This window comes from Kitasatospora sp. NPDC001175 (assembly GCF_053598215.1).
Genome location: NZ_JBSFJU010000003.1, coordinates 24042 through 40680 on the forward strand (window position 1 = coordinate 24042; position 16639 = coordinate 40680).

At 72.2% G+C, this 16639-nt stretch carries 14 protein-coding genes and 1 pseudogene; 5 read left to right on the forward strand and 10 right to left on the reverse strand.

The window, feature by feature from the left end:
- Positions 1-23 precede the first annotated feature (23 nt).
- On the reverse strand, positions 24-947 hold the full coding sequence (locus tag ACWDAK_RS03425; protein ID WP_427394350.1) for an NADP-dependent oxidoreductase: 924 nt from the start codon (positions 945-947) through the stop codon (positions 24-26).
- 231 nt (positions 948-1178) lie between these two features.
- Positions 1179-3140, reverse strand: a complete 1962-nt coding sequence (locus tag ACWDAK_RS03430) for a glycoside hydrolase family 5 protein (RefSeq protein WP_427394351.1) — start codon at positions 3138-3140, stop codon at positions 1179-1181.
- Between the two features lie 610 nt (positions 3141-3750).
- Between ACWDAK_RS03430 and ACWDAK_RS03435 the strand changes: the two genes are divergently transcribed.
- Positions 3751-4242, forward strand: a complete 492-nt coding sequence (locus ACWDAK_RS03435) for a YcxB family protein (RefSeq protein WP_427394352.1) — start codon at positions 3751-3753, stop codon at positions 4240-4242.
- 55 nt (positions 4243-4297) lie between these two features.
- On the opposite strand, the gene ACWDAK_RS03440 is transcribed toward ACWDAK_RS03435, so the two are convergent.
- Entirely contained in the window at positions 4298-5404 is a 1107-nt protein-coding gene (locus ACWDAK_RS03440; RefSeq protein WP_344634523.1) for a PP2C family protein-serine/threonine phosphatase, read from the reverse strand.
- Positions 5405-5873: 469 nt separating this feature from the next.
- Between ACWDAK_RS03440 and ACWDAK_RS03445 the strand changes: the two genes are divergently transcribed.
- Positions 5874-6659, forward strand: a complete 786-nt coding sequence (locus ACWDAK_RS03445; RefSeq protein ID WP_427394354.1) for an HAD family acid phosphatase — start codon at positions 5874-5876, stop codon at positions 6657-6659.
- A 154-nt stretch (positions 6660-6813) separates the two neighbouring features.
- Here ACWDAK_RS03445 and ACWDAK_RS03450 read toward each other — a convergent pair whose 3' ends face one another.
- Positions 6814-7152 (reverse strand): hypothetical protein, encoded by a 339-nt coding sequence (locus ACWDAK_RS03450; RefSeq protein ID WP_344634525.1) that lies wholly within the window; start codon positions 7150-7152, stop codon positions 6814-6816.
- Between the two features lie 312 nt (positions 7153-7464).
- Between ACWDAK_RS03450 and ACWDAK_RS03455 the strand changes: the two genes are divergently transcribed.
- A complete protein-coding gene (locus tag ACWDAK_RS03455) occupies positions 7465-9465 on the forward strand; it encodes a hypothetical protein (RefSeq protein WP_427394355.1) in 2001 nt (666 codons plus the stop codon).
- Here the strand turns inward: ACWDAK_RS03455 and ACWDAK_RS03460 are convergent.
- The 3 genes from ACWDAK_RS03460 to ACWDAK_RS03470 form a co-directional block, all read right to left on the reverse strand.
- Entirely contained in the window at positions 9459-10376 is a 918-nt protein-coding gene (locus ACWDAK_RS03460; RefSeq protein WP_344634527.1) for a SigB/SigF/SigG family RNA polymerase sigma factor, read from the reverse strand. The two genes, ACWDAK_RS03455 and ACWDAK_RS03460, sit on opposite strands and share 7 nt — an antisense overlap.
- A 297-nt stretch (positions 10377-10673) precedes the next feature.
- Positions 10674-10931 carry a GlsB/YeaQ/YmgE family stress response membrane protein gene (locus ACWDAK_RS03465; RefSeq protein ID WP_344634528.1) on the reverse strand — a complete coding sequence of 86 codons (258 nt, stop codon included), beginning with the start codon at positions 10929-10931 and terminating at the stop codon, positions 10674-10676.
- Between the two features lie 104 nt (positions 10932-11035).
- The gene (locus tag ACWDAK_RS03470) at positions 11036-11200 is read right to left on the reverse strand and encodes a hypothetical protein (protein WP_427394356.1); all 165 of its coding nucleotides are present in this window, start codon (positions 11198-11200) and stop codon (positions 11036-11038) included.
- A 135-nt stretch (positions 11201-11335) separates the two neighbouring features.
- Between ACWDAK_RS03470 and ACWDAK_RS03475 the strand changes: the two genes are divergently transcribed.
- Entirely contained in the window at positions 11336-11704 is a 369-nt protein-coding gene (locus ACWDAK_RS03475) for a WhiB family transcriptional regulator (protein WP_344634530.1), read from the forward strand.
- A gap of 313 nt (positions 11705-12017) precedes the next feature.
- Here ACWDAK_RS03475 and ACWDAK_RS03480 read toward each other — a convergent pair whose 3' ends face one another.
- The gene (locus ACWDAK_RS03480) at positions 12018-14237 is read right to left on the reverse strand and encodes an NADP-dependent isocitrate dehydrogenase (protein WP_344634531.1); all 2220 of its coding nucleotides are present in this window, start codon (positions 14235-14237) and stop codon (positions 12018-12020) included.
- Positions 14238-14601: 364 nt separating this feature from the next.
- Between ACWDAK_RS03480 and ACWDAK_RS03485 the strand changes: the two are divergent.
- Positions 14602-15471 (forward strand): annotated as a pseudogene (locus tag ACWDAK_RS03485) (D-2-hydroxyacid dehydrogenase family protein); the annotation flags it as partial.
- Between the two features lie 142 nt (positions 15472-15613).
- Here the strand turns inward: ACWDAK_RS03485 and ACWDAK_RS03490 are convergent.
- Entirely contained in the window at positions 15614-15790 is a 177-nt protein-coding gene (locus tag ACWDAK_RS03490; RefSeq protein ID WP_427394357.1) for a hypothetical protein, read from the reverse strand.
- Positions 15791-15829: 39 nt separating this feature from the next.
- Positions 15830-16594: a serine hydrolase gene (locus ACWDAK_RS03495; RefSeq protein WP_344634533.1), complete on the reverse strand. Its 765-nt coding sequence runs from the start codon at positions 16592-16594 to the stop codon at positions 15830-15832.
- Positions 16595-16639: the final 45 nt, after the last annotated feature.

Genomic DNA, 16639 nt, shown 5'->3' on the forward strand with positions numbered 1-16639 from the left:
CAGCCCCCTGGGGCCCGGCAGGTTCAGACCGTCAGGACGATCTTCCCCTGAGTACGCCCCGACTCGACCCGCGCGTGGGCCTTCGCGACCTCGGCCAGCGGGAAGGTCTCCTCGACGTAGGGGCGGATCCGGCCGGCCTCGACGAGTTCCGCGATCGTGGCGAGCGCGGCGCCGTCCGGCTCGACCGAGATCCCGGCGAACCGCCGGCCGGCCGCCTCGCTCCTGGCCCGGAGCGCGTCGTCCCGGTGCTCCAGGATGGTGACCAGCACACCGCCGGGCTTCAGCACGGTGAGCGAACGGTCGCCCTGGGCGGTCGAGTCGAGGACCACGTCCACGTCCCGTACCGCCTCGGCGAAGTCCACCGCCCGGTAGTCGATGACCTCGTCGGCACCCAGACCGCGGACGAACTCGTGCCTGGCCGCGCCGGCCAGCGCGATCACCTGGGCGCCGCGCGCCTTGGCGATCTGCACGGCGAGGTGGCCGACTCCGCCGGCCGCGCGGTGGATCAGCACCCGGTCCCCGGCCTTGACCCGGGCCCCGTCCACCAGTCCCTGCCAGGCGGTGAGGGCGGCCAGCGGGAGCGCCGCGGCGTGCACGTGGTCGAGCGGGGCAGGCTTGCGGGCCAGCTGCGACGCCGGCGCGGTGACGTACTCGGCGTAGCCGGAGGCGGCGCGCGGGAAGAACGGCATCCCGAACACCTCGTCACCGACCGCGAACCCGGCCCCGGGCCCGGCCTCTTCGACCACCCCGGAGATGTCCCAGCCGAGCCCGAACGGCGGTTCCCCGAGCAGCGGCAGCATGCCCGAGCGCACCGCGATGTCCACCGGGTTCAGCGCGCTCGCGTGGACCCGGACGAGGACTTCACCCGCCCCCGGCCGCGGCCGCTCGGTCTCCACGACCTCGAGCACCTCGGGGCCGCCGAACGAATTCTGGACCACTGCGCGCATGGGACTCTCCCTTGTTCCTTCGCGGTTGACGTGATCAACCCTAGGAAGGCCGGGCGAGACGCAGAATGGCCTGAAGTCTCCCGTACATGTCCAGGCGTCTTCTCTTCGGGCACTCCCGGGCAATGGGACTCTGACGCTGGCGAACGGCCGGCCTGCCGACCGCTCGCGAGCGGTTGCGCGCCCTGCCGGCCGGCGCCCGGGTGTGGGCCCGGCCGGCAGGGCGCAGCGGGGTCAGCGCAGCGGGCGGCACAGCAGGGCGTCGGGCACCCCGCCGTGCAGCCACTTCCAGGTGTAGGCGACTCCCGCGACGTACTCGTTGTCGGCGCACTGGCCCTTGTAGTAGCCGGGGGCCCAGTCGCTGGCGACCGAGCCGCCGGTGGCGGGACGGTTGTCGCCGTGGTCGAACCAGACGTTGCGGCCCGAGGCGGGCAGCGCGGTGCTCGACGGCGCGCAGAGCAGCGCTGACATGGCGTTGCCGCGCACGCTGTAGCCGACCGCGAAGGAGTTGTCCGGGCACTGCAGCTTGTTGTAGCCGGGTGCCCAGTCGCCCTCCGTCACATAGCGCTCATCGGTGACCGGCAGGTAGGCGCCACCGGACTGCGCCGGCTCGCCGGAGTCCGTGCACAGGCCGCGGCTGTCGCTGCGGCCGAGGCCGATCAGTCGCTGGCCGTCCGGGCAATTGCCCTTGCGCGCGCCGGAGTCCCAGTCGGGCTGCCCGAGCATCCGGGCGGAGGCGTTGTAGTCGGCGTGGTCGAGGTTGAGCATGTTCCAGCGGGCGGTGGGTGCGACCGGGCCGGTCAGGCTCGGCGCGTTCACCAGCCGGTTCCAGTCGGCGGCCCGCCAGTCGCCCGGGTCGTTGATGCTGAGCTGGTTGCCGTGCTGGTCGTAGTCGAGCAGCGCCCAGTTGTCCAGCGGAACGCCGTTGTCGGTCCAGCCGACCAGCGGCCAGATCGCGAAGTCGGTGTCATTGGCGGCCAGGACGTCGGTGAAGCTGTGGAGCCAGGCCTGCTCCTTGGCGTCGGTCGATCCGCGACCGGCCGCGCCGAACTCGCTGACCCACACCGGCGCGGTGAAGTGCTGCCCGGACTGGGTGACGAACAGCGCCTCCTCGTTCACCACCTGGGCGAGCTGGGCGGGCGTGAAGTCCTCGTAGCGAGGGTCGCTGGTGGCCCCGAGGCCGCTGCCCGCGCCGCTGTTGGCCGGGCCGGTGTAGGCGTAGAAGTGCGCCGCGTAGACCAGCTTGTCCGAGCGGATCAGGGTGTTGGAGAGGTTCTGGACCGGCGTCAGCATCGGCCGCCCGTGCGGCAGTCCGTTCAGCGGTATGCCGTACCAGTTGATGCCCTCCATGATGACCAGCATGTCCGGGTCGGCCTGGAGGATCCGGTTGCCGGCCTCCTCGAAGGCGGCGTTCTCGTCGTGGCCGTCGCCCAAGCCCCAGTTGGGGTCGTCGAAGGTGTCACGGCGCACCTCGTTGCGCAGGTCGGCGCCGACGACGCGCTTGTTGTCCTGGTAGCGCTTCACCATGAACAGCCAGTCGTCCTCCCACTGCGCGGTGGACTGGCCGCTGTTCCAGCGCTCGTTGCCGTCCAGGCCGCAGCACCAACGGGACGTGGTGGTGTGGTTGTTGAGGATCACGGCGAACCCGTCCGCGGTGAGCGCCCCGACCACGGCGTCGTACACCTGCAGCGGAGTGTCACCGCGCAGCTGCGGGTTGGCCGCGACGGCCGAGTCCGGCACCGGTGTGGTGTTGTGGACCATCGCATTGGAGAAGGGCAGCCGGATGCTGTTGATGCCGAGACTGTGGAACCCGGCCAGGATCCCCGCCATCGGGGCGCGGTCCAGCCCCAGCGGCATGTCGTGGGCGGGTTCGCCGTGCGCGTGGTTCGCCGGGTCGGCGGGGTCGCCGCTTCCGGTCCAAGTCCCCTGGGCACCTTCCCAGTTGCCGGACTTCAGCTTGAACCGCTCGCCGTTCGCGTCCACGACGTAGCGTCCCCTGGTACTGAGCGGCCCGGTCCAGGACGCACTGAGCTGAGTACCGGTCAGCACGTTCGCGGCGGGGCTCGCGGCGGGCGTGGCCGCGACCGCCGCACCGCCGCCGGCCGCACCGACGACCAGGGCGAGCGCTGATCCGGCGACCACCAGAGCACGGGCGAACAGTCCCCCGGGGACCGGGCCTGGCCTGCTGTCTGTCACTACTTCTCCCTCGGAGGGTGGGTGTTGCGAGGAGGTAGGTGGGCAAGGCTGGTGCCGGGACGGCATGCCGCTGCCCCGTCGAGCCGGATGCATCCTGCCATGTACGGGATAACGGAACGGACTTGCGTGCTGGATAGCTGCTGAACAGCCGTGTGCGGGGCGGGCGCCGCCCGCCGCCCGGAACCTGCCACCCGCCGCCCGCCGCCTGCGTTCGGGTGGCGCGGACAGCCATCCACCGGAAGAAGATCATTTGATTTGCTGTCAGGTTGTCCGGAAACTACTGGCCTTCGGCGCTGAGGCACCGCGGCCCAACCCGACACGGAGGATCGACGGAGCCACCCTGATCGCTGAACCCGACCACCTCCGGACAGCCGCCGCGTCAGACGAAATCCTGGCTCCGCACGACCGTCTACCTGACGATGGGATCGGTCCGCCGCCCTGCGGAAACCCGCTGGACAGTCCCGGCACCGGGGTAGGATCTTGAAGATCATGTAATGCCCCGACAGCACGGCGGGCCACCCGCGCGACGGCGGGCCGCGCTTCTGCGGAGCCGGGCCCGTACGACCGTCCGCCGGCCGGGCGCGACACCGAGAGAAACCAGCAACTCCTGATGGACATCACCGCGACCTTCCGGCTGAGCCAAGCCGACCTCCGCAGAGCGATACGCAACAGCCCGGGCATCCGGACGATCTCGATCTTCTGTGTGCTGCTCTTCCTGCTGGGCCTGTTCGACCAGGCCTTCGGCTCCAAGCCGGAGATCTGGCTGCTGATCGCCGGACCCGCGCTCCTGGCGTTCATGGAGCTGGTCGGCGTCCGACTGGCCGCCAAGAAGAGCGCGTCGCTGCTCGCGACGCCCTGGACCGTACGGATCACCGAGGAGAACTTCACCCTCCACACCGGCACGAGCCGCGCCGAGGTCGATTGGAGCGCCTACCGCCAGGTGACCGCACGGTCCGGCTTCTGGTACCTGCAGCAGACCAACAAGGCTGTCGCCTTCGTCCCGCAGCGGGCCTTCGACGAGGCGCGGCTCGCCCAGGTCTCGGCCTTCTTCGCCCACCGGCTGCCCCCGCTGAAGCGCCCCTGGTACCGCCCCTTCGGCTGATCCCGCCTCTTCGCCCGCCCTGCGCGCCACCCGTCGGAGCCCCGCCCCAAAACCATCATGACTGCACGTCAGGGGCTTCGGTGCCGTCCGGGGTGATGGCCAGGGCGGCGACGTCGTCGTGCAGGACGCCGGCGTGGCGGGGCAGGTCGGTGTCCAGGAAGTCGATGACCTCGGCGGGGCTCGGGGCCGGCCGGCCGCCGAAGCGCTGGCGCAGCCGGTCGAGGAGCGGGTAGAAGACTCCGGCCGGGTCGCGGGCCTCGACCAGCCCGTCGGTGCAGAGCAGCAGGACGTCGCCGCGGGCCAGTCGGCAGGTGTACGCGACGGGCTGCTCGGCGAGCAGGGCGCCCAGGCCGAGCGGGAGGGCGGGCGGTCCGGTGACCAGGTCGACCTCGCCGCCGGAGATCAGGACGGGCTCGACATGGCCGTGGTTGATGATCGTCACCTGCTGGGCGCCGGAGTCGTACTCGACCAGGGCCGCGGTGACGAACAGTTCGGAATCGGGGGTCGACTCGACCTCGCGGGTCATCCGGCGTTCCATCCCGGCAGCCACCTGCCGCAGGTCACCGGCCTCGTAGACGACCTGGCGGAAACTGCCGAGGATGTCGGCGACGGTACCCACGGCCCGCAGTCCCTTGCCGCGGACGTCTCCGATGATCGCGCGTTCGCCCGCCGGGGTGGCGCAGATGTCGAAGAGGTCGCCGCCGACCAGGCTGCCGACCACCGCCGGGCGGTACAGGGCGGCCGCCAACAGACGGCCGACCCGGGGCGGTACCGGTCTCAGCAGGGTGCGCATCAGTGCCTCGGCGACCGAGTTGGCGTTGACCAGGTGGGCTTCCTGGCGCTTGCGGTGGGTGGCCAGGACGGCACCGAGTAGGCCGACCAGTGCGGTGGAGATGTAGGAGGCCACGTAGTGGCGCTCCCACAGGTCGTGCGAGACGCGGCCGGCGCAGCAGGGGGTGCCGGCCAGGACGGCTTCGAACCCGACGGCGAAGGCCGTGACACCGGCGACGCCGACCGGGCCCCAGGTGAAGGCGGCGATCACCGGCACGGCGATGAGCAGGAAGCTCACCGGCCACTGGACCGGGGTCACGGGCTCCAGGATCAGGACGCCCGCGACGTAGGCGGCCGGCAGCCAGCGCACCCAGGCCGGCGGAGCGGGCACCTCGAGGCCGGTGGCGCTGAGCCTCGCCGCCGATCGGCGGGCGGCCCGGCGCCTCACCACCGGCTCCGGGGCCGCGACGAAAGCGGGTGGAGATCCAGGCAGAAGATCCGCTCACGCGACCTGTACACACGGGCTCCCGAACCGACCGTGATCAAGGCTCACAGCCTGACGCGGCCGGACATTGCGTCCCGGCCATTACGCCGAACGCGGCATGCCGCAGACAGTCGGACAAGATGGCTCCCGCCGTCGGTGCCGCCGGACACGGCCATCGGTCGTGGCCGCACGTCGTGCTCGCCGAGCTTGGCCGCCGGTACGGAACCGCGCGCAGACGACGCGCATAGACGACGCGCATAGAGCGCCTTGACCTGCCGAGTTACCCAACAGTAGGTTCTGGGGCGCCGTATCCGGACGACCAGCGACAGGCGGACCACGCCGTCGCGGCCCGGCGGTAGAAGGAGCATCAACCACTATGGCAGGAAAGACCCTCAACGGCCGTTCCCGGACCCTCGCCACCCTCGCGGTCGGCGTGGTCGTCGGCGGCGCGGTGGCCGGCGGCGGCTTCGCGGTCGCCGACTCCTCGGTGCCGAAGACGGACCGTCAGATCACCAACATGACCGACGAGGTCAGCAAGATCAAGGCGTACTACGGCGACACCGTCGACGCCAAGGGCGAGCACTGGGCCTCGCCGGACAGCAACTACGCCATCCAGGTCCGGGGCATAGAGAACAAGGCCCAGAAGTACCTGGAGAGCAAGGCCAAGCACGAGCGCGGCGTCAAGAAGGCGATCGTGCTCGACGTGGACGACACCTCGCTGTCGACCTACAACTACGAGTTGGAGACCACCTTCGTCTACAACCCGGCCGGCAACGCGCAGTACATCGCCACCAAGACCATGCCGGCCGTCTTCGGCATGAACACCCTGGCGACCTGGGCCGAGCAGCACGGCTACACCGTGTTCTACGTCACCGGGCGTCCCGAGACCCAGCGCGCCGCCACCGCAGCCAACCTCGCCGCGGTCGGGTTCCCGAAGGCCGACGAGGCGCACCTGTTCCTGAAGAACACCGTCACCCCGCCGTCGTACCTGCCCTGCGGCAAGACCTGCACGGTGATCCAGTACAAGTCCGGCACCCGCGCGCACATCGAGAGCCTCGGCTACCGGATCGTCGCCAACTTCGGTGACCAGTACAGCGATCTGTCGGGCGGTTACGCCGAGAAGACCTACAAGATCCCCAACCCGATGTACTACCTGCCCTGACGCAAAGTCAGCCGCAGTAGGCGGTTCCGTCCGCCCCGCCCGGAGGCACGGCGCCCCCGGGCGGGGCGTGCCCCCCGCGCGCCCCGGGCCGGGGGACGACCGGCCGCGCAGCCCTCGATCCCTGCGCCTCGCGGCAACGGCCGGTGCGTGCGCGTCAGTCCGTCCACTCCTCGGCCCTCGGCGGTTCACCGAAGGCACGAGCGACCGCCTCCCGGGCCGCCCGCTCGCCGCCGGCGTAGAAGGAGAACTCGCCGGAGTCGATCGGGTGGGCGCGCGCCGCCCGCAGCACCGCGCGCACGGCGACGGCCATCCGGTACGCCTCGTGGCCGAGTTCCTCCCTGACGCCCCTGGCCAGCGCGGAGAAGAACCTCGGCAGGTCCTCGGGCCACTCCCAGTCCGCGAGTATCCCGTCCTGCACCTCGAACTCGAATCCCTCGTCGGCGGGTTCGAAGTCAAGGGTGACGTCGATGAACGGACCGCATCCCCGTGACACCTTGTAAATCCGCACACCTCGGACCGGATGCGGTGGAAAACGTCGAAGTTCGATCACTGGGTCAACCTATCTCCGTCATCCGGTCGGCCTCGGGGCGGTAGCCGCCCTGCCGCCTCCGGGCGGTCCCCCGACACGGCGCCGGGGCCGGCATCACCCGTAAGGCTGACCGGGGCCGCCGGTCCGCATCCGCCCGCCGGGCCAGGGCGTTGGTCCCCGGTGACGAACGGGCGGTGAGCCGATGCGGTCCGGCTGGGGGCGGGACGGGCGCGCAGTGCTGCCCGCAGCTCTCCCGTCCGACTGCCGAGGTTCGCCGTGCCGCTTGCCGCCGCCGAGACCACCGACCGATCGAGGAGCGCCGAATCCCGAACCGAGCGGCGGCGGACCGCGCGCCCGGCGGCCCGGTGGTCCACCGTTCTGACGCTGTACCTCACCGAGGTGGCCTTCCGGCTGTTCCTGATCAGACACCGGGTGGTACCCAGGGTCCACCCGGACGAGGACGCCTACCTGGTACTCGCCCGGGCGCTCGCCGGCGGCCGGGCCACGGCCAGCCCGGCCGGGGTGGTCGTGCCCGGCGGCTATTCGCTGCTGGTAGCGCCGGCTCTGGCCCTCGCGCACGATCCGGCGACGGCGTACCGGCTGGTGCTGGCGGTGAACGCGCTGGTCGCCGCCTCGGTGCTGCCGCTGGGCCTGCTCGCGCTGCGGCGCACCGGAGTTGCGGACCTACCGGCCCTCGCAGTGGCGGGCACCGCGTCCCTGCTGCCGCCGGCGGTGTTCTACTCGCAGTTCGCGCTGACCGACGCGATCCTGCCCGCCCTGCTACTCGGCTGGCTGCTCTGTCTGCACTCCCTGCTCCGTGACGGCCCGCTGCGGCGAAGGACGGCCGGCGGAGCGGGCCTCGGCCTGCTGGCGGGCTACGCGATCTCGGTGCACGACCGGGGCGTGGTGCTCGCCGTGGTGACGGCGGGCGTGCTGCTCCTCGCCCTGGTACGCGGCTGGACTCCGCGGGCGGCGACACTGCTCGCCGGTGCGGCACTGGGCGCCTCGGCGACGGCCGCCGTGCTGCTGGCCCGATATCTGCAGGACCGGTTCTCCGACGCTCCGCCGTCCTCGGTCGGCTCGCAGGCGCTGACCGGGATGCTGAACACCGCTCTGCTCGACCGCACTTGTGGCCGGGTGCTGGGCCAGCTCTGGTACCTCACCGTCTCGACCTGGGGCATCGGCGGGATCGGGTTCACGGCGTGTGCCGCGCTGCTGATGCAACGTCACATCCCCCTGGCAGAGCGGGTGGTGGCCGCCGTGATACTGATCACGCCGGTACTCGTCGCAGGTGGTGCGGCCACCGCCCTGCCGGAGGACCACCGGCTCGACGACAACGTCTACGCCCGCTACCTCTCGCTCTTCGCCCCCGCGCTGTTCCTGGTGGGCAGTGCCGCGCTCCACCGGCTGCCCAGGCCGTCCCTGCTGCGCCACACGGCCGCGACCGTCGGGCTGGTCGGGCTGTGCGGCTCGGGTGTGCTGGTCCTGGCCGGCCACCGGCTGCGCACCGAACAGTTCCTGCTGTGGGCCCTGCCGGACTCCTCCTTCCTCGCGGGCGACTGGCACGCCTTCCACCTGCTGCGCAGCACCGCGGCGGCACTCGCCGTGCTGGCCCTGAGCGTCGGACCGGTCGCCGCGCCGGGACGGCGCGCCGTCCCGTACGTGACGGCGGCGCTGGCCGTCTGGGCGGTGACGGCGACCTGCGTGATCACCGTCCGGGTCTCCCAGCCGGGGCTCGAACCGCGCTGGCCGGTCACCGGGTTCCCGCGCGCGGCCGGTCTGCGGCCCGACGACCTGGTGGCGCTCAGCAGCTCCCTCCCCCGTGCGGTGCAGTGCGCGCAGGCCTTCCAGATCGACCGGGGCCGGGTCTGGTACGTGGACTTCGCCCGGCAGTCCGCACCGTCCGAAGCGAACGTTGCCGTTCTGCCCACCCCGCGCCACGGTCCGCCCACCGCGAGCTGGCCCCGGGCACCGCGCGGCTGGAGCGTCGTTCGGTCCGACCCGGCCAACCGCCTCGTGGTCTGGCGCCGCGACGCCTCGCGCAGCCCGCAGGCGAGCCCGGCCATCCGGGCGATGCCGGCCATTCCCCCGGCACCGGGCACCACCGCCCGGCCGGCTGGGACGGCAGGCGCCCCGGGCCCGCCCGGCCTGGTACTCATCCGGTCCGACCCGGTCGCGCCACCGTCGTCCATACCGCCCCCGTTCTCCGAACTACCGTTTCGCACCAGGGCTATAACGCGCGTGGTGGGAGAGGGACGCCGGCCCGGCACTCACTGATCGGCGAGCAGGGCGGTGCGCAGCCCGGCGAGCGTTCGGTTGAGCAGTCGGGAGACGTGCATCTGGGAGAGCCCGAGTTCCCGGCCGATCTCGGCCTGGGTGAGTTCGGCGCCGAAGCGCAACGAGAGGATCCTGCGCTCGCGCTCGGGCAGCAGGGCGATCAGCGGTTTGAGCGTGTGCAGGTCGAGCACCGTCTCGAAGGCCGGCTCCTCGACAGCGAGTTGGTCGGCCACCGGCTGGCCGGAGTCGGCGGTGCCGGTGGGCAGGTCCAGGGAACGTGCGGACTGGGCCCGGGAGGCGGTCAGCCCCTCGGTCACCTCGGCCTCGGTGAGCCCGAGCCGGTCGGCGAGTTCGGCGGCGGTCGGTGCGCGGTCCAGCAGTTGCGCCAGCTCGTCCGAGGTCTTGGCGAGGGTGAGCCGCAGGTCCTGCAGCCGGCGGGGGACGTGCACCATCCAGCCGGTCTCACGCAGGAAACGCTTGATCTCACCGGTGATGGTCGGGATCGCGAAGGTGGAGAACTCGACCTGGTAGGAGAGGTCGAACCGGTCGATGGCCCGCAGCAGACCGATCGTGCCGACCTGGACGAGGTCCTCGACCGGCTCCGCGCGGTGCCGGAACCGGCTCACCGCGAGGTTGACCAGGGTCATGTTCAACTCGACCAGGGTGCCGCGGACATAGGAGTACTCGGCGGTGCCCTCCCCCACCGCACGCAGCCTGGCGAGGAGCGCCCTGGAGAGGTCGCGCGCGTCGGCCGGGCTCACCTCCGCCAGGTCGTCCGCCCTGATTCCGAGACCCGTCGCGAGCGCGGCGAGCTCCTCCGCCCCGGTGATCGCGCTCGGTGCCCCTCGCTCCCCGGGAGGGGCCTGGTCGAAGCGCGCGGCGGGCGTGGGGCTGGTGACGGTGGCCGGCATGTTCTCTCCTCTGGCGACGGTGCGCTCGGTTCGGACACGACACGGATTCGGGTGCCCCTCCCCGGCCAGGCCACTCATCGGGGCACGGGGGCTTCACCGAATCACCGTCAGCTGTCACGGTGGCGGCGCGAAATGCGCACAGCCTCCCGCCCGAGCCCGAGGCCGAGCCCGGGGAGCGGGCTCGGGGAGCGGGCTCGGGGAGCGGGCTCGGGGAGCGGGCTTGGGCGGCCACAGCCCGGCGCGCAGTGGATACCCGGACCTCCTCGTCGCCGCGCGGGCGCCGGGGCGCGTACGCGGTCAGCGGCGGTCGAGGTAGGCGGGGGCGACCGCGGCGATCATGGCAGCCGCGACGCCCACCTGGAGCAGGTGCCTGGTCCAGTCGATGCCGTCGGTGTGGCGGACCCCGGCCACGGAGGCCAGCGCGTTGCCGATCAGTGCCCCCACCATCCCGAGCAGCACGGTCAGCCAGAGCGGTATCGACCGGCGGCCCGGCAGCACGAGCCTGGCGAGCAGGCCGACCACCAGGCCGGCGAGAAGAGCCCAGAGGATCGCCATCGGTTTCTTCCTCCCGTTCGGTGTCCAGGACCGGAGTACTCCGGCGCGAGGGCCGTCTGCCCGTCGGTCCCGGCTTCATGCACCCCGGTCGGACAGAGGCGCCGTCAGTCCGGCCTGTCCACGGTGATCCTGGGCAGCGACTCCGGAAGCCGCTCCCGTAGGTAGGGGATCAACCGCTCCCGGATCCGGCAGCGCAGCTCGAAGGCGTCCGAGGCGTTGCGCGCCGTCATCAGCGTGCGCACCACGATGGTGCTCGGCGTGGTGTCCACGACCTACCCGCCGGAACGCATGGCTCCGACCGGCGGGGGTAGACGGGCGGCGCTCGGCCCGGACTGCGCGACTCCGGTCCACCGGTGCCCGCTGAGCCAGGGCCGGGCGACCCCGCTCGTACGCAAGGAGATCCCATGTCCGACGCATCCCGTCTGCCCGGTGCCTTCGAAGACCGCTGGGAGTGGCAGTACCGAGCCGCATGCCGCGACGCCGACTTCCGCCTGTTCTTCCACCCGCCCGGAGAGCGCGGCCCCGCCCACGACGACCGGGACGCGGCCGCGAAGAGGGTCTGCGCCCATTGCGCCGTTCGAACAGCCTGCCTGGAGTACGCGCTCGACTCCCGGGAGGCCCACGGCGTCTGGGGCGGCCTGACGGTGGAGGAGCGCCGCGCCGCACTGCGCACCCGGCAGCGCACGCAGGGCCCCGAGCGTCGTCGGGCGGCGTCGGGCATGACGCGGGGAAGCCGGTCCGGCCGTCGGCAGGCGGGGCGGCGGAGCCCGTGACGTCCGGCCCGCGCGGCAGGTCTGTCCGGCACGAGAGGGTTTGATCCCGCGCTTCGCGGTGAGACGGTGTCCGTGGGCCCGGGCCGGTGCGCGGTTCCCCCCTCCCGCGCCGCCGGCCGCTCCCTCCGCCCGGAGCAGGTCCCGCACACCGGTCCCCGGGTCCGCGGCCTTCGGGCACGGGGACCGGCACCGGGCGATGGGCCTCCCCCGCCGGCAGGGCGGCGAGGCCGACGGGAAAGGCCCCCGGATCCGCCGGCCGCACAGGGCGGCGAGCTGGATCCGGGGGCCTCCCCCGTCGGTACTACGGCGCGGATCAGGCGAGGGTCGCGATGGCCTCGTTGAAGATCTGCGACGGGCGCATCACGGCAGCGGCCTTGGCCGGCTCGGGCTGGTAGTAGCCGCCGATCTCGGCCGGCGAGCCCTGGACGGCGATCAGCTCGGCGACGATGGCCTGCTCCTGCTCGGTCAGGGTCTTGGCGAGCGGCGCGAAGGCCTCGGCCAGCTGGACGTCGTCGGTCTGCTCGGCCAGCTCCTGGGCCCAGTACATGGCCAGGTAGAAGTGGCTGCCGCGGTTGTCGATACCGCCAAGGCGGCGGCTCGGCGACTTGTTCTCGTCCAGGAAGGTGCCGGTGGCGCGGTCGAGCGTGTCGGCGAGGACCTGGGCGCGCGCGTTGCCCGTGGTCTGCGCCAGGTGCTCGAAGCTGGCCGCGAGCGCGAAGAACTCGCCCAGGCTGTCCCAGCGCAGGTAGTTCTCCTTGACCAGCTGCTGGACGTGCTTGGGGGCGGAGCCGCCGGCACCGGTCTCGAACAGGCCGCCGCCGTTCATCAGCGGGACGACCGAGAGCATCTTGGCGCTGGTGCCGAGCTCCAGGATCGGGAACAGGTCGGTCAGGTAGTCACGCAGCACGTTGCCGGTGACCGAGATGGCGTTCTCGCCGCGGCGGATGCGCTCCAGCGAGAACTCGGTCGCCTCGACCGGCGACTTGATCTCGATCTGCAGGCCCTCGGTGTCGTGCTGCGGCAGGTACGCCTTGACCTTCTCGATCAGGGCGGCGTCGTGCGCGCGGTTCTCGTCCAGCCAGAACACGGCCGGGTCGCCGGTGGCGCGGGCGCGGGTGACGGCGAGCTTGACCCAGTCCTGGATCGGCAGGTCCTTGGTCTGGCACATCCGGAAGATGTCGCCGACGTCGACCGGCTGCTCCAGGACGACGTTGCCCTCGGCGTCGACGACCCGGACGGAACCGGCGGCCTGGATCTCGAAGGTCTTGTCGTGGCTGCCGTACTCCTCGGCCTTCTGCGCCATCAGGCCGACGTTCGGCACCGAGCCCATGGTGGCCGGGTCGAAGGCGCCGTGCGCGCGGCAGTCCTCGATGACGGCCTGGTAGACGCCCGAGTAGCTGCTGTCCGGGAGGACGGCGAGGGTGTCCGCCTCCTGGCCGTCCGGGCCCCACATGTGGCCGGAGGTGCGGATCATGGCCGGCATCGAGGCGTCGACGATGACGTCGCTCGGTACGTGCAGGTTGGTGATGCCGCGGTCGGAGTCGACCATGGCCAGGGCCGGGCCGTCCGCCAGCTCGGCGTCGAAGGATGCCTTGATCTCCTCGCCCTGGGGCAGCGCCGCCAGGCCGTTCAGGATGGCGCCGAGGCCGTCGTTCGGGCTCAGGCCGGCCGCCGCGAGGACCTCGCCGTAGGCGGCGAAGGTCTTCGGGAAGAAGGCGCGGACCACGTGGCCGAAGACGATCGGGTCGGAGACCTTCATCATGGTGGCCTTCAGGTGGACCGAGAACAGCACGCCCTCGGCCTTGGCCCGGGCCACCTGCGCGGCCAGGAACTCACGCAGCGCGGCGACGCGCATCACGGAGGCGTCGACGACCTCGCCCGCCAGCACCGGCACCGACTGGCGCAGCACGGTGGTGCTGCCGTCCTCGGCCACCAGCTCGATGCGCAGGGCGCCGGCCTCGGCGACGACGGCGGACTTCTCGGTGGAGCGGAAGTCGTCGGCGCCCATGGTGGCGACGTTGGTCTTGGAGTCGGCCGTCCAGGCGCCCATCCGGTGCGGGTGCTTCTTGGCGTAGTTCTTCACCGAGCCGGGGGCGCGGCGGTCCGAGTTGCCCTCGCGCAGCACCGGGTTGACGGCGCTGCCCTTGACCTTGTCGTAACGGGCGCGGATCTCCCGCTCCTCGTCGGTCTTCGGGTCGTCCGGGTAGTCCGGCAGCGCGTAGCCCTGCGCCTGCAGCTCGGCGACCGCGGCCTTGAGCTGCGGGATGGAGGCCGAGATGTTCGGCAGCTTGATGATGTTGGCCTCGGGGGTCTTGGCCAGCTCACCGAGCTCGGCGAGGGCGTCGCCCATGCGCTGGCCCTCCTCCAGCCGCTCCGGGAAGCTCGCGATGATGCGCCCGGCCAGGGAGATGTCGCGAGTCTCCACCTTGACGCCCGCCGTCGCGGCGTACGCCTGGACCACCGGCAGGAACGAATACGTGGCCAGGGCAGGGGCCTCGTCGGTGTGCGTGTAGATGATGGTCGAGTCAGTCATCGGTGCTCCGCTTCACGGCTACAACGTCTTGATATCAAGATATCTCGTGATCGCCCCTCCACCACAACCGCCCCCCGCGCGGCGGCGGCCGTCCGCACCCGCCCGAGAGCCCGTCCGGCCCCGAGCGCCCGCCCGAACGGGTGGACCTCCACCGTAGGCCCCACCCCCGAACGGCGCCGCTCACCGCGGCGGCGACGGGGCTCGGCCCTCACGGCGGCCGGAAAAAGGCCGGCGGCACCGGCGACGCGGTCGGGACGGGGGATGTCGTTCAGATCACGGACGCCGTTCGGGCCAAGCCGCCGGGACTGGGAAGGAAGTACCAAGCCTTGCCGAGTACGCCTCAGGAGTATGCGGCCCGCAGGCCGTCCGGCTTACGCCTGGACCGGACACTGGTGAGATCACTGGCGCCGTCGGCGACTGCGAGATCGTGGTCGTCATGCGGGAGAGGACCCCCTTCCCCGCCTCGCTCCTCGCCCGGCTCCCCCGGCTGAGGCTGCTGGTCACCAGCGGCGTGCGCAACGCCTCGATCGACCTGGCCGCGGCCGCCGCGCACGGCGTGACGGTCTGCGGCACGACGAGCTCCTCCACGCCCCCGGTCGAGCTGACCTGGGCCCTGATCCTGGGTCTGGCCCGCAACCTCACCATCGAGGGCGCCGCGCTGCGCACCGGCGGCCCGTGGCAGAGCACCATCGGCACCGACCTGTCCGGCCGCAGGCTCGGCCTGCTCGGCCTCGGCAAGATCGGCAGCAAGGTGGCCGCCGTTGGTCCGGCCTTCGGGATGGACGTGGCCGCCTGGAGCGAGCACCTCACCGAGGAGCGCCGCGAGCAGGTCGGCGTCCAACTGGCGCCGTCCACGGAGGAGTTTCTGGCGAGCAGCGACTTCGTCTCGATCCACCTGGTGCTCGGCGACCGGACCAGGGGCCTGGTCTCGGCCTCCGGACTCGCCCTGATGCGCCCCTCGGCCCATCTGGTCAACACCGCACGGGCCGCCATCGTCGACCGCACCGCGCTGATCGCGGCGCTGTCCGAGCACCGCATCGCCGGCGCCGGCCTGGACGTCTTCGACACCGAGCCGCTTCCGGCCGACGACCCGCTGCGCACCCTCCCCAACGTGCTGGCCACCCCCCGCCTCGGCTATGTCACCGACGCCAACTACCGCACCTACTTCACCGAGGCGGTCGCCGACGTCACTGCCTACCTCGACGGCACCCCGATCCGCACCCTGACCGCCTGAGACCGGCCCGCGCACCGCTCTCCCACGGCCTGTGGGGCCGCCTGCGGCGTCCACCGTGTGCGCACCGGGAACCGCCCGTGCGGCGGCCCCGCCCCCGGCGAACCTTCCCGCTCACGGCACCGGGCCGTCCACCAGCAGCCCGTCAGGCGTGCTCCAGGACCAACACCGCCCTGGTCCCGGGCTCCAGGGCCTCGAAGACGTGCGGAAGGTCGCCGGGGTAGGCGATGTGGTCGCCGGGGTGGAGTTCGACGGCCTCACCGGCCACCCCGACCAGGGCGCGGCCGGTGGAGAGCAGGACGTGTTCGACCACGCCGGGCATGTGCGGGTCGGAGGCCGGCCGGCTCCCGGAATCGTCGAGTCACGAGGCCAGTTGGTGCCGCCGTTCCCAGACCTGGGCCGAGATCCGCGCCAGCAGCCCGGCGGCCGGGTCGAGTTCGTCGTGCCCCGAGGCCAGCGGACCGGTGTAGCAGACCGCGAGTGCGTACGGCGGGGCGTCCTCGGGGCGGACGACGGCCGCGCTGTGCCGCACGCCCTCGAACCAGCCGTTCTTGAAGGCGATCCGGGTGCCCGGCGGCAGCCCGGCCGCCAGGTCCACCCGCCAGGTGTTCCGCTCCAGCAGTTCCAGCGGCTCCGGCTCCAGCGACTCCAGCAGCCGTACCAGGTCGAGCGCGGTGACCCGGTTGTGCACCCCCGCCTCGCGGGCGGCGTAGTCCTCGATCCCGCGCGGGCTCGCGCTCCGGGTGGCGTTCGCCCGCCGCCACGCCTCGGCCACGGCCGCCTGGCCGACCTGCGCCAGGCAGAGGTTGGTGGCCAGGTTCGAGGAGTGCGTGATCATCCGTTCGGCGAGCCAGCGCAGCGTCGCGGTGGGCGGTTCCGGCGCGCCGCTCTCCAGCAGCCGCCAGGGCTCGGGATCGCTGTCGTACGCCTGGTCGTTGGCATAGGTGCCGCCCACCGCCGAGGTGAACTCGTTGACCACCGGTACCGCGGCGTCCAGGTCGAGACCGCTGCGGTACACCGCCGCGAGCACGGCCATCTTCATGGTGCTCGCCGCATCGTGCGGCACCTCGGCGTTCCGCAGTACGACCGGCGCCCCGCGCCAGGGCCCTACGACGACAGACAGCATGCCCACTCCGATCCGCGACCGCTTGCGAGTCCCCCGCGTCTCCGG